The following is a 22,169-nucleotide window of genomic DNA, read 5'->3' as shown; positions in this document are numbered from 1 at the left end:
ACGGCACGACCTTCCCGGTCGTGCCGTTTGTCTTTTCACGCGTCCCGGTCACCGTCCGCGCGCTGCGCGAGCGCGCGCTGGTACAGCACGTCGGTCTTGGCGCCGGTAATCGCCGAGGCCAGCTTCGCGGCCCGCTTGGCCGGCAGTTCCGCGAGCAGCAGCTTCAGCACGCGTTCGGCTTCAGGCGCAAGGGTATCGTCATCGGCGCCACCGCCACCGCCGCCACTGCCCGCACCTTCGATCACCAGTACGAACTCGCCTTTGCCGCGCGCAGCTTCGGCGGCCAGCCACGCCGGTGCCTCGGCCACGGTCAGCACCGGGGTTTCCTCGAACAGCTTGGTCAGCTCGCGCCCGATCAGCATCCGGCGTGTGCCGGGCAGCACGGCGGCCAACGCCGCCAGGGTATCGGCAATGCGATGGGGGGCCTCATACACGATCCACGCGTGGTCGAGTCCCGCCAGCGTGGCGATGGCGTCGTTGCGGGCCTTGGCCTTGCCGGGCAGGAATCCGACAAACGTGAAGCGGCCTTCGCCGGCTTCGAGCATGTCGCCAGCCACCGACAACGCGGTGACGGCCGCACTGGGGCCCGGCAGCGGCACCACGCGCAGGCCCGCCGCGCGCACCGCTTCCACCAGCCGCGCACCTGGATCGGAAATGCCCGGCGTACCCGCGTCGGACACATAGGCAATGCGTTCCCCGGCAGCCAGGCGTTCGACGATCCGTACCGCGGCCTCCCGCTCATTGTGTTCATGCACGGCAACCAGCGGCCGGTGCAGGCCCACGCGGGTCAGCAACTGCCCCGTATTGCGCGTGTCTTCGCAGGCCACGGCGTCGGCCAGTCCAAGCACGTGCAGCGCGCGCAGCGACAGGTCCGCCACGTTGCCGATCGGCGTAGCCACCACGTACAGCGTGCCGGGCGGGTAGGTCTGGCCGGCGGCCAGTTGGGTCCAGTCACTCATGCTTGAGAACTTCCGTTGAATCGCTCATTCAAAACCACCGAGCAGACCACCACGGTGAGTGGTGCGCTGGCCGAAGACCGTGCTCTGGCCTACCTGCAGCGGCAGGGCCTGGTGCCGGTCCTGCGCAATTATCGCTGCAAAGGCGGCGAGATCGACCTGATCATGCGTGGTGCGGACGATATGCTGGTGTTCGTGGAGGTCCGGCAGCGCAGCGGGCGCGGGTTTGGCGGCGCGGCGCAGAGCATCACGCCCGCCAAGCAACGGCGCGTGCTGCATGCCGCCACGCACTACCTGGCCACGCTCGAAAACATGCCACCGTGCCGCATCGATGTGGTGGCGCTGGAGCCGGGGCGGCTGGAATGGCTGCCCGGCGCGTTCGACCTGACATCGGCTGACGGGAACGACGGCGCGGCCACTGCGTCATAATGCGCGGGATTGTGCGGAAGTCACCAGACCATGAGTATTGAAAGCATCGAGCAACATTTCCTGGACAGTGCCGAAACCAAGCGGCAGGCCGCTGCGCTGATGGCGCCGCATATTGACGCGGCCGTCGAGCGGATGGTCACGGCGCTGACCAGTGGCAACAAGATCCTGGCATGCGGCAACGGCGGTTCGGCTGCCGATGCCCAGCATTTTGCCGCCGAGCTGATCGGGCGCTTCGAACGCGAGCGCCCGGGGCTGGCCGCGATTGCGCTGACCACCGACAGCTCGATCCTGACCGCGATCGGCAACGACTACGATTTCTCGGTGGTGTTTTCCAAGCAGGTCGAGGCGTTGGGCCAGCCCGGCGACATCCTGCTGGCCTTGTCGACGTCGGGCGATTCGGCCAACGTGGTGGCCGCAGTCCAGGCTGCCCATCAGCGCGACATGGGCGTGGTGGCATTGACCGGCAAGGGTGGCGGCAAGATTGCCTCGCTGCTGAATGAATTCGATATCCATCTGTGCGCGCCAAGCGATCGCACGGCACGGATCCAGGAAGTGCATCTGTTGACACTGCATTGCCTGTGCGACGGTATTGACGAGGCGTTGCTGGGCGAGCCATGAAGTCCGGGCCAAGGAGTTATCCCCGGTTATCCACAGCACTACCCACAAGCTATGCACAGGTTTTGCCGGGTCTTCCACAGCGATATCCACAGGCGCGGCAAAAAACCTTGATCTGCAATCTGTTTCACACACAATTTCGGCATCCATCCAGGCAAAAGAAAACCGCATGACGAACGTGACCCTTCAGAAAAAAATCTCTCCCGCCCGTGTGGCACGTACCGCGGTGACCGTGGCCGCATTGCTGGTATCCGCCACCCAGCTGGCCGGCTGCTTCCCGGTCCTGGCCGGCGCCGTTGGCACCGGCGTGGTCATGGCAACGGATCGCCGTCCGACCGGCACGCAGGCCATCGACAAGGGTTTGCAGGTGGAAATCGACAGCACGATGAGCTCGCGCTATGGCGACAGCCAGGCTCGTGTGGGCACCTCGGTGTTCAATCGCAAGGTGCTGCTGACTGGCGAGGCATCCAATGCCACCGTCAAGCAGCAGATCGAGCAGTATGTGCGCGGCCTGCCCAACACGCGTGAGGTGGTCAACGAGCTGGAACTGACGACGTCGCCGAGCTTCATGACCCGCAGCAACGATGCGTACCTGACCAGCAAGGTCAAGACGTTGCTGGTGACGGCCGAGGGTGTGCCGGCCAACTCGATCAAGGTCACCACCGAGAAGGGCGTGGTGTACCTGATGGGCGTGGTCACCACGACCGAAGGCGACAAGGCCACCGACGTGGCCCGCAATGCCAGCGGTGTGCAGAAAGTGGTAAAGGTGTTCGACTATGTCAGCGACGCCGAGCGCGCGCGCCTGGACCAGTTGGCCGGTTCGCAGAGCGGCAATACTGGCAGTGAGGCGGTGGGCACGCCGGCGCCGGTGCAGTCCGTGCCGGGTAGCCAGCCGAACGCGCCGGTGACGGCCGATGCGCCGGCATCGATGAGCAATGGATCGGGCGCCACTACCAGCCCGGTGACCGCGCCGGTGACATCCCCGGTAGCGCTGCCGCCGGGACGTAACCTGCCGTAAGACCTGAGGAAGGCGCCATGAAGATCCCCTTGCGATTCTTGTTGTCCCCCCGTTGGATGGCCGGCATCGCCCTGGGGGTGTGCGCGGCGCCGTTGCTGGCACAGCCCGCCGCATCGGGCCCGATGACCGCGGGCCCGGCGGATGCCGGCAAGTTGACGATCGAGGTCCAGCGCGCGCGTACTGAACAGGCGCGCAACCAGGCCGCCTCGTGTGCGGCCTGCCATGGCCCGGACGGCAAGCCGCCGGCGGACAGCCCGGTGCCGCGTCTGGCTGGCCGCTCGCAGGCCGAACTCGTCGAACTGATGTTGAACTACAAGAACGGCAAGCGCCCCGGCACCGTGATGCCGCAGATTGCCAAGGGCTACAGCGATACCGAGATCATCGCCATGGCCGCCTGGTTTGCCGATCAGAAATAGCACCGATGCATCGACGATCCGTGCTCAAGGCGGCGCTGGCCGCCAGCGCCATCGGCTGCCTGACGCAACGCCAGGCACGTGCGGCGGCGCCGGCCAGGGTGGTGGTCATCGGCGGCGGCTATGGCGGCGCCACGGTCGCGCGCTATCTGCGTAGCTGGAGCCGCGGCGCGGTCGACGTCACGCTGGTCGAGCCCGATACCTCGTTCGTCTCATGTCCGTTGTCGAACCTGGTGGTGGCCGGCTTCCGGCCCATGGCCGATATCACGCTGCCCTACGACACGCTGGTCAAATCCCATGGCGTCACGCATGTGCGCGATACCGCGGTAGCCATCGACGCCGCCAAACGCACGGTACGCCTGGCACGCGGTGCAACACTGCCCTATGACCGGCTTGTGCTGTCGCCCGGTGTGGAAATGCAGACCAGTGCGATTCCGGGCCTGGCCATGCCGGGCGGCGAGCAGATCGTCCATGCGTGGAAGGCGGGGCCGCAGACCGAGACCCTGCGCCGGCAACTGGCCGCGATGCGCGACGGCGGTACCTTCGCCATTACCATCCCGCTGGCGCCATACCGCTGCCCGCCCGGGCCGTATGAACGCGCCTGCCTGGTGGCGGACTACCTCAAGCAGCACAAGCCGCGCAGCAAGGTGCTGGTCCTCGATGCGAATCCCGACATTACGTCGAAAGGTGCGCTGTTCCGGCAGGTCTGGGAGACGCGCTACAAGGGAATGATCGAGTACCGCCCCCAACACGAGACCGTCGACATCGACCCGGCCACGCGCACGATCAAATTCGACGTGCAGGACGATGAGCGGGCCGATGTGGTGAACTTGCTGCCACCGCAGCGGGCCGGCGCCATCGCTGTCTCGGCTGGACTGGCCACCGCGAACGGACGCTGGTGCGAGGTCGATTTCCTGACCATGGCCTCGCAAGTGGCCCCCGAGATCCATGTGCTCGGCGATGCGGTGCAGATTGCGCCGCTGATGCCGAAGTCCGGCACCATGGCCAACCAGCACGGCAAGGTGGCGGCTGCCGCCATCCTGCAACTGCTGGCCGGCCGCGCGCCGGATCCGACCCCGGTTTATACCAACACGTGCTACAGCTTTACGTCGTCGACCGAGGCGATCCACATCGCCAGCGTGCATCGCTATGACGCCGCCGAGAAGACCATGCTGACCGTGCCGGGCTCGGGAGGGTTGTCCGCCGGACCAAGCGTGCTCGAAGGCCAATATGGTTTCGCCTGGGCACGGAGCATCTGGGCCGACATGCTTGGATAACCCCCGGGTTCCTGCCCACAAAACCGCAAGATCGTGCAATGCGCCAGCGGCCCTGGCTGCTACGCTAGCCGTGCCGAACGTCCCGCCCCCGGGGATGCGCTACTCTCCAACCGATCATGCAAGCCAAAGACCGTCTGCTTGCCCTCGCCATCATCGTGGTGTGGGGTGTCAATTTTGTTGTCATCAAGGTAGGGCTGGCGGGCATGCCCCCCATGCTGCTGGGCACGCTGCGCTTCTGCCTGGTGGCATTCCCGGCCATCTTCTTCATTCCGCGCCCGCGCATTCCACTGCGCTTGCTGGTGGCGTACGGCGCGTCGATCAGCCTCGGTCAGTTCGCCTTCCTGTTCTATGCCATGGCGGTGGGCATGCCGGCCGGGCTGGCATCGCTGGTGCTGCAATCGCAGGTGTTCTTCACCGTTGCCATTGCCGCGCTGTGGCTCGGCGAACCGCTGCGCTGGCATAACCTGGCCGGCATGGCCATCGCGGCATGCGGCCTGGCGCTGATTGGCAGTGGCGCCGCGCACGGCCCCGGCGGCATGACCGCGGCGGGCTTCGTGCTGACGCTTTGTGCGGCGCTGTGCTGGGCCACCGGCAATATCGTCAGCAAGAAGATTGGCCCGGTAGACCTGCTGGGCCTGGTGGTGTGGGGCGCGCTGATCCCGATCGTGCCGTTTGCGCTGCTGTCGCTGTGGTTCGAAGGTCCAGTGCGGATCGCGCAGGCACTGACCCATGTTTCCACCATGGGCGTTTTCGCGGTCTGCTACCTGGCTTTTGCCGCCACGCTGTTCGGCTACACGATGTGGGGACGCCTGCTGACGCGCTATGCCGCGAGCAAGGTCGCCCCGTTGACCCTGCTGGTGCCCGTGGTGGGGCTGGTGGCGGCACACGTACTGCTTGGCGAAGACCTGGCGATCGCGCAATGGGCCGGGGCTGCGGTGGTCATGGCCGGGCTGCTGCTCAACGTGTTCGGCAACCGCCTCTGGGCGGGCAGGGCATTGGCGCGCCGTTAGCCCACCGGTGGAACATAGAGGCAAGAGATCAAGGGTTAACCCTTGATTTTCGGGGATTTGCTTCGGTTTTGTGCATATCGATATCACTCCCGCGTCGGTATACGTATCGACGCTTTGAGGCAAAATAGCGGACTGGCCGCATACGCCCTGGAGCCCTCACCGATCACCGCCGAGGCACTCCTGAGAAGCCCGCCCCAACGGCGGCCAGCGCGCGCCGCGCCGCGGAGTAGTCCGAGCGCGGCCATTTGCCGTCCCCACGGCTCATTCAGTTTGGAGCACAACACATGAAGCAGTTTGTCATCGCCGCCGCGCTGCTGGCCGCCGCCGCGTCCACGCACGCCGCCGTCGACGCCGCCAAGGCACAGGAAATCGCCAACAAGAATGCCTGCATGGGCTGCCACCAGGTGGACAAGAAGCTGGTTGGCCCGGCCTACAAGGAAGTGGCCGCCAAGTACAAGGGCGACAAGGGCGCCCTGGCCAAGCTGTCGGCCAAGGTGAAGAGCGGCGGTTCGGGCGTCTGGGGTCCGGTGCCGATGCCGGCCAACGCGGCCGTCAGCGACGCCGACATCAAGACGGTGGTGGAGTGGATTCTGGCGGGCGCTCCCGCCAAGTAACACCTGCCGCATCGAAGCGGGGGCCGACCGGCCATGCCGGCGGCCCCCGCTGTTCGAGGCAAATGTACGAGGCAAGCATTGAAGCAAACATGCATGCGCCGGCGACGCACCGGCACAGCAGGGGTCGACAGGAAACCGGGTACGCAAGTACGGGAAACAAAGCAAGATGAATTCAAAACGACGTGATGTACTGCGGATGACCGCCGTGCTGTCGCTGATGGCCGCCACCGGCCTGATCAGCGAGGCACAAGCCGCCGAATGGAACAAGACCGCCTTCGACGGCAAGAGCGTGGCGGACGTGATCAAGGCGCTGGGCGGCAGCGGCACCGAGAAGAGCACCGCCATCAGCTTCAACGCCCCCGACATCGCCGAGAACGGCGCGGTGGTACCGGTTGCGGTGACCAGCAATATCCCCGACACCGAGCAGATCGCGATCCTGGTGGAAAAGAACCCGAACACGCTGGCGGCCGATTTCATCATCCCGGCCGGCACCGAGCCGTTCGTGTCCACGCGCGTGAAGATGGGCCAGACGTCCGTGGTGTATGCCGCGGTCAAGGCTGGCGGCAAGTGGTACGTGGCATCGAAGGAAATCAAGGTCACGCTGGGCGGCTGCGGCGGCTGATTGCTGTCCATCGTCCCCAACGTTTCGAGACCAGATTTCCAGATTACTGCTGACAGGAGAAGCACATGGCAGACCCGATGCGCGTTCGCGCCACCGAAAACGGCGGCGTCGTTGACGTCAAGATTCTGATGAAGCACGACATGGAAACCGGCCAGCGCAAAGACGCGTCCGGCAAGACGGTTCCGGCCTGGCATATCCAGACCGTGATCGCTTCGTGCAAGGGCAAGGAAGTGTTCCATGCCCAGTTCGGCCCGGCCGTATCGAAGGACCCGTTCCTGAACTTCAAGTTCAAGGGCGGCGCCAAGGGCGACAAGGTCACCGTGACCTGGGTCGACAACCGCGGCGACAAGCGTACCGACGAAGCCACCATCGCCTGAACGGGCGAAGCGAGGAAGCATCATGCGGCGAGCATTCATTCGCGCCACGGCGGCCCTGGCCGCCATTGGCCTGACCGCCAAGGCAGCGGCGGCCCAGCAGACCCCGGCTCCGGCTGCGTCCGGCAAGGGCCGCGTCAAGGTGGTCTACCAGTTGTCCGAGGGGATCGACCAGGCCGTGCGCGCCATGGCCAACCTGCGCAATCACCTGAACGGCGCGCCCGACACCAAGATCGTGGTGGTGGCGTTCGGTTTTGGCGTGGATTTCCTGGTGGAAGGCGCCAAGGATGCGCGCGGCAATACGTTCGAGGCGGCCGTCGCGGCACTGGGTTCGTCGGGCGTGGAGTTCCGTGCCTGCCGCAATACGCTGACCGCGCGCCGGATTTCCGAACAAAGCCTGCTGATGGACGCCAAGATCGTGCCCGCGGGCGTGGTGGAAATCGCGCGCCTGCAGTTCGACGAAGGCTACGCTTACATCAAGCCGTGATGGACTGGGCGATGCATATCGCCCATCCCGTGTGACACGCTATCCGGCAATGAGCCGCCGGACCTGACAAGAAAGGCCGTCCGCCCACCGACCATGCGGCGCGATGGCGAGGAGAAGCCCCCAATGGTTACCGTGCGCAACATCCGCCGTATGCGCCGCACCGTGGCACCCGCGCTCGTGGCGCTGGCCGCCACGGCTGCCGCCGTCACTGCCACCCTGTCTGGCCCCGCGTTGGCGCAGGACAAGGACAAGACCGCCGAGGAAATCGCCAAGTACCGCCAGATGCTGGCCGAAGGCAATCCCGCCGAGCTGTGGGAAGCCGCCGGCGAGGAGCTCTGGAAGAAGCCGGCTGGTCCGAAAAACGCCTCGCTCGAACAGTGCGACCTGGGCAAGGGCCCCGGCGTGACCAAGGGCGCCTACGCCGAGCTGCCGCGCTACTTCAAGGACGCAAACAAGGTCATGGACCTGGAACAGCGCCTGGCATATTGCCGCGTGACGCTGCAGGGCCTGACGCAGGAAGAAGCGACGAAGAACCCGTTCTCGTCGCCGGGCAAGTCATCGGACATCGAACGGCTCGCCGCGTTTGTCACCGGCGAATCGCGCGGCGTGAAGATGAACGTCCAGCTCGCGCATCCCGAGGAAAAGCGTGTCTACGCGCTTGGCCAGAAGATGTTCTTCTACCGTGGCGGCGCCTACGACTTTGCCTGCGCCACCTGCCATGCCGTGGACGGCCAGCGCATCCGCTTGCAGGACCTGCCCAACCTGATGACAGAGAAGGGCGCGCAGGCCGCGTACACCACGTGGCCGGCCTATCGCGTATCGCAGGGCGAGGTACGCACGATGCAGCACCGACTGTATGACTGCCTGCGCCAGCAGCGCTTTCCCGAACCGGCCTACGGCTCCGACGTAATCACCGCCCTGTCGATGTTCCTGGCGAAGAACGCCAACGGCGGCACGTACGACGGCCCGAACATGAAGCGCTGATCAGGAAGACCAGACCATGAAAAAACTCCACAAGATGGCGCTGGCTTCGCTGGTGCTGCTGGCCGGTGTTGCCACGCAAGCCCAGGCACAAACCGCCACCAAGGCCACTGCAAAAGCCGCCAAGGCATCGACGGTAAAGGTGACCGACGCCGAGGTGCGCCAGATGATCGAATCGTCGTTCACTTCGAAAGGCCCGGCCACTGTCGAAGGCGTGCTGAACCAGGACGCCACGCAGAAGGCATGCAGCCAGTACCCCGATCGCACCCATGTGCCGGCACCGGTGGCGAAGAAGGTGGAGGCGGCCGAGCTCAAGCAGGTCAAGTACCCGTCTGACAGCAACTTCATCGGCGACTGGAAGGAAGGCGAGAAGATCGCACAGAACGGCCGTGGCATGCAGTTCTCCGACCAGGTCGGTGCGCCAAACGGTGCCAACTGCTACGCCTGCCACCAGCTGACCAAGGCCGAGATCTCGTTCGGCAATATCGGCCCGTCGCTCTACAACTACGGCAAGCTGCGCGGCAACTCGCAGGACGTGATCCGCTACACGTGGGGCAAGATCTGGGATTCGAACGCCTACAGCGCCTGCTCGAACATGCCGCGCTTCGGGCACAAGGGTATCCTGACCGAACAGCAGATCCGCGACGTGATGGCGCTGCTGCTGGACCCGGCATCGCCGGTCAACCAGTAAGCGCAACGCAATGACAGTGCGGCGTGTTGTGATGGCATGGTTTCTGGTCCTGCTCGGCATGGCCAGTCATATCGCATACGCTGCGGAGGTGGGCGACACCATCCACTTGCCAGACGTGAAGCTGCTCGATGGCCGCACCGTACCCGCTTCCCAATGGGCGGGCAAACCGCTGGTCATCGAGTTCTGGGCATCATGGTGTCCGTTCTGCGCATTGCAGAACCCGCGCCTGCAGGCCCTTTACGAGCAGGCGCGCGGCACCCGGCTGCAGATGTTGACGGTCAGCATCGACAAGCATCCACAAGATGCGGTGGCGTACCTGAAACAGCGTGGCTACACGTTCCCGGTGACGATGGATTCCGACGCGCTGCGCCAGGCCTTTGGCGCGCGCAAGGGCCTGCCCGAACTGTATGTGCTCGACGGCCGCGGCCGCGTGGTGCAAAAGGAAGTGGGCGAAATGCTCGACGACGAGGTTGCCGCGCTGGTGCGCTACGGCAAGCCGTAAAGATCGTCCTCGAATCAAACGGATAACAGGCATGAACCGACGTGAGTTCCTGCAGGTGCTGGCCGTGGCTGGCGCAGGAGGCATGACTTTCCCAAGTGGCGACGCCCATGCTGCGCGCGCCGCGCAACAGCTCTACGACGTGCCGCGCTTTGGCAATGTCCACCTGCTGCACTTCACCGATTGCCATGCGCAACTGAAGCCGGTGCACTTCCGCGAACCAAGCGTGAACCTTGGCGTGGCCGAGTGGGCCGGCAAGCCGCCGCACCTGGTGGGTCAGGCGTTCCTGCGCGAATACGGCATCCAGCCCGGCAGCGCCACCGCGCATGCTTTCACGTATCTCGACTACACGGCAGCCGCGCAACGCTTTGGCAAGGTGGGCGGGTTTGCCCATCTGTCCACGCTGGTCCAGCGCATGAAGGCCAGCCGCCCCGGTGCGCTGCTGCTCGATGGTGGCGATACCTGGCAGGGCTCCGCTACTGCGCTGTGGACCAAGGGACAGGACATGGTCGACGCGGCGCTGCAGCTTGGCGTGGACGTCATGACCCCGCATTGGGAAATGACCCTTGGCGCGGACCGCGTGAAGCAGATCGTCGATAACGACTTCAAGGGCCGCGTGTCGTTCCTGGCGCAGAACGTGAAGACCAACGACTTTGGCGACCCGGTCTTCGACCCCTACGTAATGCGCGAAATGAACGGCGTGCCGGTGGCCATCATCGGCCAGGCATTTCCGTACACGCCGATCGCCAACCCCCGCTACCTGGTGCCCGACTGGACCTTCGGCATCCAGGAAGAGAACCTTCAGCAGGTGATCGACGAAGTGCGCGGCAAGGGCGCCAGGGTGGTGGTGCTGCTGTCGCACAACGGCATGGATGTCGACCTGAAGCTGGCCTCGCGCGTGCGCGGCCTCGATGCCATCCTGGGCGGCCATACCCACGACGGCGTGCCTGCGCCGGTGCCGGTGAAGAACGCAGGCGGCGTGACGCTGGTGACCAATGCCGGCTCGAACGGCAAATTCCTTGGCGTGCTCGATTTCGATGTACGCAACGGCAAGGTGACTGATTTCCGCTACAAGCTGCTGCCGGTCTTCGCCAACTACCTTCCCGGCGATCCGAAGATGGACGCGCTGATCGCCAAGGTACGTGCGCCGTACGAGGCGAAGCTCAATGAAGTACTCGCCGTGAACCGTGGCCTGCTGTACCGCCGCGGCAACTTCAACGGCACCTTCGACCAGTTGATCCTGGACGGACTGATGGCCGTGCAGGATGCCCAGATCGCTTTCTCTCCAGGCTTCCGCTGGGGCACCACGCTGCTGCCCGGGGAAAACATCACGATGGAAGCGCTGATGGACCAGACCGCCATCACGTATCCGTACACGACTGTCACCCCGATGACCGGCGAGACCATCAAGACCATCCTGGAAGACGTGGCCGACAACCTGTTCAACCCCGACCCGTACTACCAACAGGGCGGCGACATGGTTCGCGTAGGCGGCCTGCAGTACACGATCGACCCGCTCCAGCCCATCGGCAAGCGCATCAGCGACATGCGCCTGGCCGGCCAGCCCGTCGACGCCGGAAAAACCTACAAGGTGGCAGGCTGGGCTCCCGTTGCAGAAGAAGCCCGCCAGACCGGCGGCGCCCCGATCTGGGATGTGATGGCCCAGTGGCTGCGCTCCAGCAAGGAAGTCAGCGCCCGCCCACTGAACCTGCCAACGGTGCGCGGCATGGATGGAAACCCGGGGATGGCGCCCGCTTGAGATGGGTCTAAAGTGTTGGATCGAAGCGATTGAAAGGCCGCATGGGCTTGGCTACAATCGTTCGTCATGGGCCGATAGCTCAGCTGGGAGAGCGCTGCGTTCGCAATGCAGAGGTCGGGAGTTCGATCCTCCTTCGGTCCACCACTAATCCATCAAAGGGCTTGGCTGATTGCCAAGCCCTTTGCCTTTTCGGACAGGCGTCAAGCTACGCACATGTGGCGCAAGCACATCTTTTCACGAGGCTTACGCAGTCACTGAAATTCTGCAGATTGGCCCTTCCTGATGTGTGGGAGATTTGACCCAACTTAGTGGACTATCAATGGATGGCGGGCCACAATTGATTCATGGACACGAACCTGATCACGATTTCGCTGGAGGATGACTCCCCGGGCTACAAGATTAGCCCGGCCCGCGTACCGCTGGCGACGCTCGCTGCGTTTGCCGGCGAGGTTCGTGACTTCCTCAAAGGGACTGGCAAAGATGGCGATGCTGATGCTGCCGAGGTGGCGGTGGTAAGCGGATCGCTATCCGTAGAGGCGCGTTACTCCTCCCCAAGCCTCGCGCGAGACCTGCAGATACTCTCGGCAACGTTCAATACGGACGGGATCGACCCAAAGCGCCGAGCAATTTTGCAACGTTGGCAGTCCGCGGCGCAAAAGCGTGGGGCCCTGACCGTGAGCATCAAGACTCAGGAAGGAGTTCTTATCGCGATCTCGAGCCAAACGAACTTCCGTGCCGAAAGTGAGAGACGTCTGGTCAATGTCGAGCGCTATGTGCGAGGGGAGATGGTTGATCTCGGTGGGGCTACCCAGGCAAACGCGCATATCAAACTTCCCGACGGAAAAACCCTGGTGGTACGCACGGACCGCGATCTAATCCGTTCCGAGACCGAAAACCATGTGTACAAGCAAGTGCATTTGCGTATTCGCGCAAAGCTAGACCTGGAAACCGGCGAGCTGACTGATGCGCAGTTGGTTGAGTTCGTCCATTACTCGCCAAATTTTGACCAGCAGGCATTCGACAATCTGACGGTGCGCGGTGACGAGGCGTGGAAAGATGTGGACGATCCCGCCGAATGGGTCCGAAAGATACGTGGAGCGACCGATTGAACTCCGTATTGCTCGATACCAGTTTCCTGATTTGCCTGAGCAGTCCGAGCCGTCCCCATCACCGTATCGCAAAGCAATACTTCCAGCGATTCATTGCGGCGGAAGTGACCATGCACCTGTCCACCATTGTCGTCAGCGAGTATGAGGTCAGGCAACGGATTGGCGATCTGGGTTTGGGAAACTTTATCGTATTGCCATTCAACATTGATGACGCGGTTACCACCGCGAAGATCTTTTCGGTCATGCACGCGGCTCGGCAGACTACCGACGGACGAGACGCTGTGAAGGACGATGCAAAGTTGCTCGGGCAATGCGTTGTCGGGGGTGTCACGCACTTTGCGACGGACGACGGGCCGTGCGCGCGACGCATCGCCGAGGCTCGCGGTAACGGGACGATTGTTGGTCTGCCTCATGCGATTTGCCTGCACGATCCATTTTGGGAAGGATGGTTTTCCCAAGGGAACCAGGGCACGTTGCAGCTTTGAAACACTGGGCATAAAGCGAACTCCAATGCCCAGATCGATTCGTTCCACTTCAGCTTAGAGATGCGCGATACTCAGGTCGCCACGGAACATAACGCCCCCTCCCTCGGCACCGATACCACCGACGCCGAAGCGCGCCATCTTGCCGGCCGTCGCAGCACGCTGGTCAGCGTCTTCGTCAATATCGGACTGACCATAGCGCAGGGCACCATCGGCGTGGTGGCTGGCTCGCAGGCGCTGGTCGCCGACTCGCTCCATTCACTGTCCGATCTCGTTTCCGACTTCGTGGTGCTCTTTGCTGGCCACCACAGCCGCAAGGGTGCCGACCTCGATCATCCTTATGGCCACCAGCGTTTTGAAACCGCTGCATCGCTCGCGCTGGGCGCGTTGCTGCTGGCGGTAGGCGTGGGCATGTTGTGGGCAGCAGTCGGCAAGATCCAGCATCCCGCTGGTGCGCAGCCAGTCCAGACAGTGGCGCTGTGGGTTGCGCTTGGCGCGCTGGCGGCAAAGGAGCTGCTGTTCCGCTACATGCTGCGCGTAGCGGAACGCGTTAGGTCCAGCATGCTGGTGGCCAACGCGTGGCACGCGCGCTCCGATGCAGCGTCGTCACTGGTGGTGGCGTTGGGTATCGGCGGCAACCTGCTGGGGTATCACGTGCTCGATCCCGTGGCGGCGATCGTGGTCGGCCTGATGGTGTCGCGGATGGGCCTGCGCTTTGGCTGGGATGCCATGAGCGACCTGATGGACCGGGCTGCCGATGAGGATGTGGTCGAGGACCTGCGCATGACCATGCTCGAATCACCTGGGGTGCTGGGCCTGCATGACCTGAAGACGCGCAAGATGGGGGACATGATCCTGGTCGATGTCCATCTGGAGATCCAGGCGGACCTGACCGTCGAACAAGGTCATGCAATCGCAACCGAGGCGCGTCGCCGGGCGATGGAGCGCGACGACGTGCTCAATGTGATGACGCATGTGGACCCGATTCGGCTTGGTTGACACAGAGCCAATCGCGTAACTAGTGCAATCACAATCAGATTGTCAGTGAACCAATTTGTGTAGGCTTGCGGCTGACGTAATTGCTGTAAAGAGTAGTGAGGACATTCCAAGCTCAAGAATAAGTCCCAGTAGCGCCAACTCGAGGAAGAAGATGCGTTTGCGCCTCCACGTAAATAGCATAGCGAAATACGTATGTCTCCAGCCTGTGATTTTCCGTTTGCGGAGTCCCTGCTTGAATTTTTCGATCTGAGTCGTTGATCTGACGCAACGCTCAATAAACAGCGTAATGTTGGCATACGCTGCCAAAAGAAAAGCCAGAATTAGTGACAAGAAAATCGCGGTGTTAAAGCTATTGCCAACATCGATGGTACCGAGATCGAGCTTCGCACCCACAATCAGTCCCACGGATAATAACACTGCCTGCGGGCCGAGATTGCGTAAGAACTCAAGTAAAGGCCCTCTTCCGTCTCCCAAAAAATACATAATAATTATCTCGCAAGAGTTCATGTGATACGGACTTTAACTTATAGCGCCCCATGCCATTCCGCGAACTAACGACTTATTTACTGCTAACTATTTTAGATCGCTGCGGCGATACAAGCTCAGACCCACGGCCAGGAACGCGAGCATGCCGGCGCAGCCGCGATTGATCCATTGCACCGTGCGTGCCGATAGCGTGCGCATGGCATGCCGGCCACCGAATGCGTAGATCACCATCATCACGATATCCATCAGCGCCGCAATCACGGCCAGGATCACGTACTGGATGGCCACCGGCTTGTCCGCATGCACGAACTGCGGCACGAAGGCCGACGTGAACAGCAGCGTCTTGGGGTTGGACAGCGCCACAAACAGCGCACGCAGGAATGCCGCCCGGCCGCTGGCCGAGGTTGCATCCGAAGATGCCACCAATGCCTGAGTGGGCGCCCGCCACATCGACACCGCCAGATAGAGCAGGTACGCCGCACCAACCCACTTGATGGCGGTGAACAGGTGCTCGGAAGCCTGCAGCACCGCACCAAGCCCACAGCCTACCGCCCCAATCAGGATCAGGTCGGCCAGCGCGGCTCCCGCAATACCGCAAGCGGCCACGCGCATCGGGCGGGTAGCGCCGTTGCTCAGTGCCAGCAGCATGGTCGGGCCGGGGGTGACCATGACCGCGGTTACGGCGATCAGGTAAAGGAACAGGGTAGTGGAATCCATGGGCGGCTCCGCGCGAACAGCGAGGCGTCAGTGTGACCCGATTTGGCTTGGCATGCACGCGCAATCCTGTGGACAACTACGTGAACAAGCGGGTGAAAGGGCTGGGGGTGACGTGTGGGACGTATACGGACAACTAGCGAACAACTCAGGACGTATACGTCGACCGCCGGACAATGGGCACCAGTTACCCACGTCTGTGCACGTATACCCCGCCCGCTTTCCCAGATAGTTATCTGTTCTGCAAGTGATTGATCCGGCGAGAAAAAAAGCAGTTATCCACGTATACGACCCCGCGTTAACCATTACTACTACTATTTATGTATACGTAAACAGTAATGAAATACGTATACGCACTGTTGCCTGTGTCGCATCAACCGGCGTGACTGCGCTAACGTGGAACCTTGAACGCCTTGCGTTTGCGCAGTGCTTCGTCGCGCGCCCAGCATCCATCCATATGGTCGTTGACCAGGCCCATGGCCTGCATCAGCGCGTACATCGTGGTGGGACCAACGAACTTCCAGCCGCGCTTCTTCAGGTCTTTCGATAGCGCCGTGGATTCCGGGCTGGTCGCCATCGTGCGCAGTACCTCGGGGGTCAGCGTGCGTGGCCGGCTCTTCGGATCGGGTTCGAACTTCCAGAAATACGCAGCCAGCGATGGCTCGGTCTCCAGCAGTTCCTGGGCGCGCTTGGCGTTATTGATGGCGGCCTCGATCTTGCCGCGATGGCGGACGATGCCCGCATCGCCAAGCAGGCGCTCCACATCGCGTTCGGTGAAGCGGGCGACCTTGTCGATCTCGAAATTGGCAAACGCGCGCCGGAAGGCCTCGCGCTTGCGCAGGATAGTGAGCCAGCTCAGGCCGGACTGGAAGCCTTCGAGACACAGCTTCTCGAACAGTCGCCGGTCATCGTCGACCGGAAATCCCCATTCGTTGTCGTGATAGTGGCAGTAGTCTTCCAGCTCGCCGCACCAGCCGCAGCGTACCTTGGTCTGCGGCACGGACTTGGTTGTCATTCGCTCGGGCTCCTTGCTAAGGGGTAGGGCGGGCGTCGCAGCGATCATGCGCCCGCAAAGCCGTAGGGTAAAGGATCGCACCAGCCGGATCCGGACATCCAACTGACAGTGGCGGGCAAAAAAAAGCCAACCCGGAGGTTGGCCTTTGGTTTGACGGAAAGAAGCGGATCAATCCAGCTTCTTGCCGGTGCGGTCGTGCATGAAGAACAGCGCGACCAGGCTGATTGCCGCGGCGGCAATCACGTAGTAGGCCGGTGCGAGCTTGTTCTGCGTCGACTCGATCAGCCACGTCACGATCAGCGGGGCAAAACCGCCGAAGATCGTCACGGCGAAGTTGTAGGCCAGCGACAGGCCCGTCGAACGCACTTCGGTCGGGAACTGCTCGGCCAGCACGGCCGGTGCCGGGCCCGTGAACGCGGCCAGCAGGATGCCCAGTACGATCTGCACCTGCAGCAGCGTGGCGGTGGTCGGCGACACATTGAGCCAGTGGAACAGCGGATAGGCCAGCGCCAGGATGGCCAGGGCCACCACGCTCAGCATGCGCTTGCGGCCCACGCGGTCCGACAGCATGCCCATCAGCGGGCACAGCACCAGGATGATGGCGCCGCAGATCGCCGTCGACTGGAACGTGGCACCCAGCGGCAGGCCCAGTTGCTGCTTGGCGTACGACGGCATGTAGAACACCAGCACATAGGTACAGACCGTCCACAGGATGGTCACGCCGAGGCCGGCCACCACTTCGCGCGGATGGTCACGCAGCACCTGCGACAGCGGCGAAAACTTGACGTTGCTGGCGCGGCGCTCGGCCTGGCGTGCCTCGAACTCGGGCGGCTCTTCCAGGTGCGAGCGGATATACATGCCCACCGGGCCGATCAGCAGACCGAACAGGAACGGAATGCGCCAGCCCCAGGCGTCGATCTGGGCCTGGTCCAGGCCATTGGTCACCAGCGCACCCATGGCTGCGCCGAGCATGAACGAGATGCCCTGGCTGGCCTGCTGCCAGCTTGCATAGGCGCCGCGTTCTTCATCCGGGGCGTGTTCGATCAGGAACGCCGTGGCGCCACCGACCTCGCCACCAGCCGAGAAGCCCTGGATCAGGCGCGCCAGCACGATCAGCGCCGGGGCCCACAGTCCAATCGATTCGTAGGTCGGTGCCAGGCCAATGATGGCCGTGCCCAGTGCCATCATCAGGATGGTCAGGGTCAGCGCTGCCTTGCGGCCCACGCGGTCGGCGTAGACGCCTAGCACGATGGCGCCTACAGGGCGCATGAAAAAGCCCACGCCGAAGGTGGCGACGGTGAGCAGGAACGAGGTCAGGTCATTGCCGGTAGGAAAGAACAGCTTGGCGATGATGACGGCAAAGAAGCTGTAGACGGTGAAGTCGAACCATTCCAGGCCGTTGCCGATGGTGGCGGCGATGATCGCGCGTCGTCGGGTGGCTTTGGACAGGTCGTTGGCGGTTGCTGCGGTAACGGACATGAGGCTTGGTACAACGATGAAAGAACCGGTGGATGCCCCCGCCAGTTTGTGCCCTGGCGGTGACGCAAGCCGTCATCTTAAGCGATTCCTTACATCGACTACCGAATGGCACCACGCAGCCCGGGTTACGTTCGGGTCACGTGTTACCCATGTCCCCGGACGTTTCAGCCAGCGCCGTGCCCGTGGTGATTGGGGGTGGGCGGGGTTTGTGTCGGGGCACCCAGCTCCGGCGCCTGGTCGGCGTGGGGTCGTTTGCGCGTGAACCAGAGCCATGCGGCGCTGGCCAGCCAGCCCGCCACGAAGACGGTGTCGCCGGCATGGTTGAGCAGGGCGTACGCGTAGGGTGTGCCGAAGATCTCGGCTAATGAATCGGCGGGTAGCCGCGCGATGATCCAGAGCAGCACGGCCGGGCCGCTGCCGTAAACGCCGGGTTGCCACCACAGCGCGTGGGGCAGGGCATGCAGGGGATCGAAACGCTTGGACACGGGGGCTCTCCGGCTGGATGCTTCATGGCATCCGTGTGCCCATCATAGGCCGATTCGGCTTGCGCCTGTCGTGGCACAGCCCAAATCCGACGTGTGCTGTGTGCGCTATCCAACGCCGCGCACGCCAGGCGGCTTCGACGTTCAAGTTTTTTGCACGATGTGTCCGCAAATGCCGTGCGTCGCTGCCGCGTATCTTTGCCAGACTACAGTCATCGTACAAAACCGCTGAACGGTTGCTGCCATGACTACCTTGCTTCCCACCCTTTACGTATCACACGGATCCCCAATGCTGGCGATCGATCCCGGTCCTACCGGTGCCGTATTCGACGCGCTTGGCGCACGCCTGCGCGCATTGAAGCCCAAGGCAGTACTGGTGGTATCGGCGCACTGGATCTACAGCACGCTGGCGGTCGGCACGCGTACGCGGCAGGAAGCCTGGCACGACTTTGGTGGCTTCCCGCGCGAGCTCTACGCGCTGCGCTACGACGCGCCCGGCTCGCCGGAACTGGCCGCACGGGTCAAGTCCCTGGTCGAGGCCGCGGCGATACCGGGCGCCGGTTTCGTGGCCGAGGACGAAGATCGTCCGCTGGACCACGGCGCCTGGATGCCGCTGCGTCATTTCTTCCCCGATGCGGACATTCCCGTGGTGCAACTGGCCTTCAATCCGTACCTGAGCCCCGCCACGCAGATCGAACTCGGCCGCGCGCTGGCGCCGCTGCGTGAGGAGGGGGTACTCGTGATCGGATCGGGCAGCTTTACCCACAACCTGCAGGAAGTGTTTGGCGGCGGTGCCCGCAAGGCGCAGCACGGCCCGGAGACCGAGCCTTATGTCGACGCATTTCGCGGCTGGATGACCGAGGCGCTGGACGAGGCATTGGCCACAGGCGATGTGGGCAAGATTGCCGACTACCGCAACCAGGCGCCGTACGCACGCCGCGCGCATCCCACGGACGAACATCTGCTGCCGTTCTACGTGACGCTGGGCGCCGCGCTGGGACCGGATACGCTGGCAGGCACTTCAGCCAGCGTGGTGCGCGTGGCCGATGAGGTGACCTACGGCGTGCTGGCGATGGACACCTTCGTCTTCGAAGGCGTTGGCAGCGGCCACGCGTCGCTGCCGAAAGCGGCCTGACGCCACTCGGTACGGTCTAGGTGGTGAGATAGCGGCGTGCGGCCTTGGCGCCGAACAGCGCGATATAGCCCATCGTCAATGCCACCACGGCAAGACCGATGCGCAAATCGACCAGGTGCGCCACGCCGCCGATCAGCACCGGACCGATCAGCAAGCCGACATAGGCAAAGCGCGCCACGCGCGCAATGGCCTCGGCGGCGGCCACGCCTGGCAGTCGCGATGCCGCCACGAAGAAAATCGGCACCATGTTTGCGGCGCCCAGTCCCATCAACGTGAAGCCGAGCAGCGCCACCAGCGGGAACGGTATCGCGATGGCCAGCACGATGCCGGCAAAGCCAAGCCATGCGCTGCCAGTCAGCGTGCGGGCATCGCCGAAACGCGCGCGCAGGCGATCGCCACCAAACCGGCCGCAGGCCATGCCGCCCGAGAATGCCGCATAGCCGAAGCTGATCCAGCCCAGCGGCGCCATGGTGACCTCGCGCATATAGACCGTGGTCCAGTCGTACATCGCGCCTTCGCCGACCAACCCCAGGAATGCCAGCAGGCCCAGCAGCCACAGTCCACGCGAAGCATGTTCGCGGTGATGATCGGCAGTTGGCAGGACAGGATGATCGGCCAGCAGTCCCGGCGTCATGCCGATGGCCACCGCGGCCGTCAGGGCCGCGATCATCGCGGCATGGACCAGCGGCGGCACGCCCAGTGACAGCATCAGGCCGCCGAAGCCCGCGCCAATCATGCCGCCCAGGCTGAACATGCCGTGCAGCGCCGACATCACGGGCCGCGTGCGGCTGGCTTCGACCGTGGCGGCTTGCGCGTTCATGCCGACGTCGAACATGGCGTTGGCCATGCCGAACACCAGCAGCGTGGGCAATAGCAGCGCAAAGCTCGGCATGGCCAGGATCGCCAGCGTGAGGATGGCAAATACCACGCCGCCAATCATCGATGCCCGCGCACTACCCAGCCGTGCCACCCAGCGGCCCACCAGCCCCATGGCAAGAATGGCGCCGGCGGCCACGGCCAGCATGGCGAGTGACAGGACGGCATCGGACAGTCCGAAGCGGGCCTTGATGGTGGGGATATGGACGCCCCAGGTAGCGAACGTGGCACCGTTGGCGAAGAACAGCGCCATCGTGCCGCGCGTGGCGCGCGATACCGCCGACGGCGAAGGGGCTGGAATGGAAGCCGAAGGCGAGGTGGTTTCTATCGAATAATCAGACATCAGGTACGGCCGGACAACAAAACTCAGGATTCACTCGCGATTCAATATGCAGGGGCAAGGCTCAGGCGGGCGCGGCGCCTTGCCGCAGCAGGCCGCGCTGGTGCAACGCAAAGGCAAATGCCGCGAGCGCACCTACGGCCAGCGCCACCATGACCCACAACATCAGCCAGTAGCCGCCGGCGGCGCGCCAGAGCAGCGCGCCAAACCATGGCGCCACGGCCTGCATCAACAATACCGGGGTCATCATTAACCCGTTCAGCGTTGCATAGTGATGACGCGAGATCAGCTCGGGCATCGCCATCGCGCGCAGCATGGTGTTGACGCCGTTGGCGCAGCCATAGCAGATTGCCGCAACCATCAGCCAGTAGCCGTCACCGAGCGTCAGGCACAGCAGGCCCACGCTCATCACGATATACACCGGCATCGACAGCCGCACCGGATGGCTGATCGGCAGGCGCGCCATGGCCAGCCGCCCGGCCACCTGCGCGGGACCGATCAGCGCGGCCACAATCAGTTGCTGTGCCACCGGCATGCCTTTCTCGGTCAGCATCGGGATCAGGTGCGCGCCGAGCAGCGAGGCAATGACCGCAGTGGCGGTGAATGCCAGCACCACGGCCCAGAACACGGGCTGGCGCAGCGTCGTGCGCGCAATGCCCTGCGACGCGCCAGCCAGTGGTGTGCTGGTATGGGAGTAGCTGGGGTGCACTGCATAGCGCAGCCGCGCATGCAGCGGCGCGCAGATGAACAGGTTCAGTGCCGCGAAGATAACCAGGGTCTCGCGCCAGCCCAGATGCAGCACAAGCCATTGCCCCAGCGGAATGAACACCGTGCTGGCAAAGCCCGCCAGCAACGTTACATGGACGATCGGCTTCTGGTAGCTGTCACCAAACGCTTGCCGCAATACCACGAAGGCCGGCTCATAGAGCGTGGAGGCCATTGCCAGGCCGAGCGGTATCCACATCAGCAGGAACATGGTCGGCGACGGGCACCACGCCCAAAGCAGCAGCCCGATGGCGGCCAGCACCGATCCCGCACCCATGACCTTGCGCGCCGGTACGCGATCGAGCAGCCGGCCCACCGCGAACGAGCACATCGCCCAGACCAGCAACCCCAGCGAGAATCCGCCCGCCAGGAACGGCTTGCCGAAGCCCAGCGCCGCATGCATCGGATCGATAAAGACCGTGAACGTGAAGTACAGCGTGCCCCAGCTGATGATCTCGGTGATGCCGAGCGTCCAGACGATATGGCGGGGCGACAGCATGGGAACTGCGGACGACGGGGAGGCGGCAGGAGCGTTCATGGCG

The 22,169-nt window shown here is 63.7% G+C and carries 26 protein-coding genes and 1 tRNA gene; 19 read left to right on the top strand and 8 right to left on the bottom strand.

From position 1 onward, the window contains the following. Positions 1-35: 35 nt before the first annotated feature. Positions 36-959 (bottom strand): 16S rRNA (cytidine(1402)-2'-O)-methyltransferase, encoded by a 924-nt coding sequence (gene rsmI / locus ACO550_RS16780; protein ID WP_315592967.1) that lies wholly within the window; start codon positions 957-959, stop codon positions 36-38. 15 nt (positions 960-974) lie between these two features. Here rsmI and ACO550_RS16775 point away from each other — a divergent pair, with 15 nt between their 5' ends. The 18 genes from ACO550_RS16775 to ACO550_RS16690 all read left to right on the top strand — a co-directional run bounded on the left by ACO550_RS16775 (position 975) and on the right by ACO550_RS16690 (position 14,335). Beyond that, positions 975-1,385: a YraN family protein gene (locus ACO550_RS16775; protein WP_315592966.1), complete on the top strand. Its 411-nt coding sequence runs from the start codon at positions 975-977 to the stop codon at positions 1,383-1,385. 30 nt (positions 1,386-1,415) lie between these two features. Further along, on the top strand, positions 1,416-2,003 hold the full coding sequence (locus ACO550_RS16770) for a phosphoheptose isomerase (protein WP_315592965.1): 588 nt from the start codon (positions 1,416-1,418) through the stop codon (positions 2,001-2,003). Between the two features lie 166 nt (positions 2,004-2,169). After that, on the top strand, positions 2,170-3,018 hold the full coding sequence (locus ACO550_RS16765) for a BON domain-containing protein (RefSeq protein ID WP_315592964.1): 849 nt from the start codon (positions 2,170-2,172) through the stop codon (positions 3,016-3,018). Positions 3,019-3,035: 17 nt separating this feature from the next. Then, a complete protein-coding gene (locus ACO550_RS16760) occupies positions 3,036-3,434 on the top strand; it encodes a c-type cytochrome (protein ID WP_315592963.1) in 399 nt (132 codons plus the stop codon). Positions 3,435-3,439: 5 nt separating this feature from the next. Continuing rightward, entirely contained in the window at positions 3,440-4,708 is a 1,269-nt protein-coding gene (locus tag ACO550_RS16755) for an FCSD flavin-binding domain-containing protein (protein ID WP_315592962.1), read from the top strand. 116 nt (positions 4,709-4,824) lie between these two features. Beyond that, entirely contained in the window at positions 4,825-5,718 is an 894-nt protein-coding gene (locus ACO550_RS16750) for an EamA family transporter (RefSeq protein ID WP_315592961.1), read from the top strand. Between the two features lie 284 nt (positions 5,719-6,002). Then, complete coding sequence (locus tag ACO550_RS16745; protein ID WP_315592960.1) at positions 6,003-6,332, top strand: c-type cytochrome; 330 nt, start codon at positions 6,003-6,005, stop codon at positions 6,330-6,332. A gap of 166 nt (positions 6,333-6,498) precedes the next feature. Further along, on the top strand, positions 6,499-6,954 hold the full coding sequence (gene soxY, locus ACO550_RS16740; protein ID WP_315592959.1) for a thiosulfate oxidation carrier protein SoxY: 456 nt from the start codon (positions 6,499-6,501) through the stop codon (positions 6,952-6,954). A 65-nt stretch (positions 6,955-7,019) separates the two neighbouring features. Further along, a complete protein-coding gene (gene soxZ, locus ACO550_RS16735; RefSeq protein WP_315592958.1) occupies positions 7,020-7,331 on the top strand; it encodes a thiosulfate oxidation carrier complex protein SoxZ in 312 nt (103 codons plus the stop codon). 22 nt (positions 7,332-7,353) lie between these two features. After that, complete coding sequence (locus ACO550_RS16730; RefSeq protein WP_315592957.1) at positions 7,354-7,815, top strand: DsrE family protein; 462 nt, start codon at positions 7,354-7,356, stop codon at positions 7,813-7,815. Between the two features lie 123 nt (positions 7,816-7,938). Then, positions 7,939-8,799 carry a sulfur oxidation c-type cytochrome SoxA gene (gene soxA / locus ACO550_RS16725; RefSeq protein ID WP_315592956.1) on the top strand — a complete coding sequence of 287 codons (861 nt, stop codon included), beginning with the start codon at positions 7,939-7,941 and terminating at the stop codon, positions 8,797-8,799. A 16-nt stretch (positions 8,800-8,815) separates the two neighbouring features. Beyond that, on the top strand, positions 8,816-9,487 hold the full coding sequence (gene soxX, locus ACO550_RS16720; protein ID WP_315592955.1) for a sulfur oxidation c-type cytochrome SoxX: 672 nt from the start codon (positions 8,816-8,818) through the stop codon (positions 9,485-9,487). 31 nt (positions 9,488-9,518) lie between these two features. Further along, positions 9,519-9,989, top strand: coding sequence for a TlpA disulfide reductase family protein (locus ACO550_RS16715; RefSeq protein ID WP_315592954.1), 471 nt, complete (start codon positions 9,519-9,521; stop codon positions 9,987-9,989). Positions 9,990-10,020: 31 nt separating this feature from the next. Continuing rightward, positions 10,021-11,745: a thiosulfohydrolase SoxB gene (gene soxB / locus ACO550_RS16710; protein ID WP_315592953.1), complete on the top strand. Its 1,725-nt coding sequence runs from the start codon at positions 10,021-10,023 to the stop codon at positions 11,743-11,745. A 68-nt stretch (positions 11,746-11,813) separates the two neighbouring features. Beyond that, a tRNA-Ala gene (locus ACO550_RS16705) sits at positions 11,814-11,889 on the top strand. A gap of 200 nt (positions 11,890-12,089) precedes the next feature. Further along, positions 12,090-12,854, top strand: a complete 765-nt coding sequence (locus tag ACO550_RS16700) for a hypothetical protein (protein ID WP_315592952.1) — start codon at positions 12,090-12,092, stop codon at positions 12,852-12,854. Next, positions 12,851-13,339, top strand: a complete 489-nt coding sequence (locus ACO550_RS16695) for a type II toxin-antitoxin system VapC family toxin (RefSeq protein ID WP_485994907.1) — start codon at positions 12,851-12,853, stop codon at positions 13,337-13,339. The genes ACO550_RS16700 and ACO550_RS16695 overlap by 4 nt, the downstream gene beginning before the upstream one ends. A gap of 60 nt (positions 13,340-13,399) precedes the next feature. Further along, entirely contained in the window at positions 13,400-14,335 is a 936-nt protein-coding gene (locus ACO550_RS16690) for a cation diffusion facilitator family transporter (protein WP_315592950.1), read from the top strand. Between the two features lie 42 nt (positions 14,336-14,377). On the opposite strand, the gene ACO550_RS16685 is transcribed toward ACO550_RS16690, so the two are convergent. The 5 genes from ACO550_RS16685 to ACO550_RS16665 all read right to left on the bottom strand — a co-directional run bounded on the left by ACO550_RS16685 (position 14,378) and on the right by ACO550_RS16665 (position 18,472). Beyond that, entirely contained in the window at positions 14,378-14,818 is a 441-nt protein-coding gene (locus tag ACO550_RS16685) for a hypothetical protein (RefSeq protein ID WP_315592949.1), read from the bottom strand. Between the two features lie 90 nt (positions 14,819-14,908). Then, positions 14,909-15,538 (bottom strand): LysE family translocator, encoded by a 630-nt coding sequence (locus ACO550_RS16680; protein WP_315592948.1) that lies wholly within the window; start codon positions 15,536-15,538, stop codon positions 14,909-14,911. 388 nt (positions 15,539-15,926) lie between these two features. Next, on the bottom strand, positions 15,927-16,550 hold the full coding sequence (locus ACO550_RS16675; RefSeq protein ID WP_315592947.1) for a DNA-3-methyladenine glycosylase I: 624 nt from the start codon (positions 16,548-16,550) through the stop codon (positions 15,927-15,929). Between the two features lie 168 nt (positions 16,551-16,718). Continuing rightward, the gene (locus tag ACO550_RS16670; RefSeq protein WP_315592946.1) at positions 16,719-18,029 is read right to left on the bottom strand and encodes an MFS transporter; all 1,311 of its coding nucleotides are present in this window, start codon (positions 18,027-18,029) and stop codon (positions 16,719-16,721) included. A gap of 164 nt (positions 18,030-18,193) precedes the next feature. Next, a complete protein-coding gene (locus ACO550_RS16665; protein ID WP_485994912.1) occupies positions 18,194-18,472 on the bottom strand; it encodes a hypothetical protein in 279 nt (92 codons plus the stop codon). Between the two features lie 292 nt (positions 18,473-18,764). Between ACO550_RS16665 and ACO550_RS16660 the strand changes: the two genes are divergently transcribed. Next, positions 18,765-19,646, top strand: coding sequence for a DODA-type extradiol aromatic ring-opening family dioxygenase (locus ACO550_RS16660; protein WP_485994911.1), 882 nt, complete (start codon positions 18,765-18,767; stop codon positions 19,644-19,646). A 16-nt stretch (positions 19,647-19,662) separates the two neighbouring features. Here the strand turns inward: ACO550_RS16660 and ACO550_RS16655 are convergent, their stop codons facing one another. Further along, the gene (locus ACO550_RS16655; protein ID WP_315592943.1) at positions 19,663-20,865 is read right to left on the bottom strand and encodes an MFS transporter; all 1,203 of its coding nucleotides are present in this window, start codon (positions 20,863-20,865) and stop codon (positions 19,663-19,665) included. Between the two features lie 61 nt (positions 20,866-20,926). Then, positions 20,927-22,165, bottom strand: a complete 1,239-nt coding sequence (locus ACO550_RS16650; protein ID WP_315592942.1) for an MFS transporter — start codon at positions 22,163-22,165, stop codon at positions 20,927-20,929. Positions 22,166-22,169 lie beyond the last annotated feature (4 nt).

This window comes from Cupriavidus sp. (assembly GCF_057315035.1).
The sequence above is the reverse complement of the archived record's forward strand: the minus strand, read 5'-3'. Positions and strand labels throughout refer to the sequence as shown.

Coding starts and splice junctions, on each gene's coding strand:
- ACO550_RS16690 (WP_315592950.1), top strand. CDS start 13,400: ATGCGCGATACTCAGGTCGCCACGGAACATAACGCCCCCTCCCTCGGC.
- rsmI (WP_315592967.1), bottom strand. CDS start 959: ATGAGTGACTGGACCCAACTGGCCGCCGGCCAGACCTACCCGCCCGGC.
- ACO550_RS16680 (WP_315592948.1), bottom strand. CDS start 15,538: ATGGATTCCACTACCCTGTTCCTTTACCTGATCGCCGTAACCGCGGTC.
- ACO550_RS16750 (WP_315592961.1), top strand. CDS start 4,825: ATGCAAGCCAAAGACCGTCTGCTTGCCCTCGCCATCATCGTGGTGTGG.
- soxB (WP_315592953.1), top strand. CDS start 10,021: ATGAACCGACGTGAGTTCCTGCAGGTGCTGGCCGTGGCTGGCGCAGGA.
- ACO550_RS16655 (WP_315592943.1), bottom strand. CDS start 20,865: ATGTCTGATTATTCGATAGAAACCACCTCGCCTTCGGCTTCCATTCCA.
- ACO550_RS16745 (WP_315592960.1), top strand. CDS start 6,003: ATGAAGCAGTTTGTCATCGCCGCCGCGCTGCTGGCCGCCGCCGCGTCC.
- ACO550_RS16760 (WP_315592963.1), top strand. CDS start 3,036: ATGAAGATCCCCTTGCGATTCTTGTTGTCCCCCCGTTGGATGGCCGGC.
- ACO550_RS16675 (WP_315592947.1), bottom strand. CDS start 16,550: ATGACAACCAAGTCCGTGCCGCAGACCAAGGTACGCTGCGGCTGGTGC.
- ACO550_RS16770 (WP_315592965.1), top strand. CDS start 1,416: ATGAGTATTGAAAGCATCGAGCAACATTTCCTGGACAGTGCCGAAACC.
- ACO550_RS16700 (WP_315592952.1), top strand. CDS start 12,090: ATGGACACGAACCTGATCACGATTTCGCTGGAGGATGACTCCCCGGGC.
- ACO550_RS16765 (WP_315592964.1), top strand. CDS start 2,170: ATGACGAACGTGACCCTTCAGAAAAAAATCTCTCCCGCCCGTGTGGCA.
- ACO550_RS16670 (WP_315592946.1), bottom strand. CDS start 18,029: ATGTCCGTTACCGCAGCAACCGCCAACGACCTGTCCAAAGCCACCCGA.
- ACO550_RS16730 (WP_315592957.1), top strand. CDS start 7,354: ATGCGGCGAGCATTCATTCGCGCCACGGCGGCCCTGGCCGCCATTGGC.
- soxY (WP_315592959.1), top strand. CDS start 6,499: ATGAATTCAAAACGACGTGATGTACTGCGGATGACCGCCGTGCTGTCG.
- ACO550_RS16650 (WP_315592942.1), bottom strand. CDS start 22,165: ATGAACGCTCCTGCCGCCTCCCCGTCGTCCGCAGTTCCCATGCTGTCG.
- soxZ (WP_315592958.1), top strand. CDS start 7,020: ATGGCAGACCCGATGCGCGTTCGCGCCACCGAAAACGGCGGCGTCGTT.
- ACO550_RS16715 (WP_315592954.1), top strand. CDS start 9,519: ATGGCATGGTTTCTGGTCCTGCTCGGCATGGCCAGTCATATCGCATAC.
- ACO550_RS16755 (WP_315592962.1), top strand. CDS start 3,440: ATGCATCGACGATCCGTGCTCAAGGCGGCGCTGGCCGCCAGCGCCATC.
- ACO550_RS16685 (WP_315592949.1), bottom strand. CDS start 14,818: ATGTATTTTTTGGGAGACGGAAGAGGGCCTTTACTTGAGTTCTTACGC.
- soxX (WP_315592955.1), top strand. CDS start 8,816: ATGAAAAAACTCCACAAGATGGCGCTGGCTTCGCTGGTGCTGCTGGCC.
- soxA (WP_315592956.1), top strand. CDS start 7,939: ATGGTTACCGTGCGCAACATCCGCCGTATGCGCCGCACCGTGGCACCC.